The following is a 540-nucleotide window of genomic DNA, read 5'->3' on the forward strand; positions in this document are numbered from 1 at the left end:
CGTTTCTTCGTTGCCTCGTCCAACGGCTTCTTTGCCATGGCGCGTATCTCCATTCAATCCGTTAGAGATATAACGCGCCAGCATCGAATCGGTTGTCATGTTTTATGGGAAGCTCAATAATGAGCGGACAGTCATTGGCGCCGGACTTGAATGACTCGAGCGTCGCACCGGCGCAATGCTCTGGTATATCGGACAGCGCTTACCGATAACTGACACTGCCTGGTGGTGAAGGCACAGGAAACGCAGGCCAGGTACGGCCGAGCGTGACACAGCGGCTGGCATGCTTGCGGATGCTGTGCAGTTGCCGATACGCCTATCACGGTAGGTGCCGACAAGATTACGACACGGCTGGCCTCGCTGCGACGTGCCGCGCAAATCGCGTGACGCCGCAGGTGGCGCAAAACGACGGCCGCGCCGTTGGTTTGGCCTTTGATAATCATTGAAAGGCATCCTGGCCGCCCAAAGAAGGGGGCGGCCAGGGTCTACAGTTGAGATGCCTGGCTCAACGGACCCATTCAGGAGGCTGAAATGAAGTATAGC

Annotated in this window: 1 pseudogene; it reads left to right on the forward strand. The window is 57.2% G+C overall.

The features are described 5' to 3' along the window. Positions 1-160 precede the first annotated feature (160 nt). Positions 161-434: pseudogene (locus HV796_RS43240) on the forward strand (IS5/IS1182 family transposase); the annotation flags it as partial. Positions 435-540: the final 106 nt, after the last annotated feature.

Source organism: Paraburkholderia humisilvae (genome assembly GCF_902859855.1).
Lineage (GTDB): Bacteria > Pseudomonadota > Gammaproteobacteria > Burkholderiales > Burkholderiaceae > Paraburkholderia > Paraburkholderia humisilvae.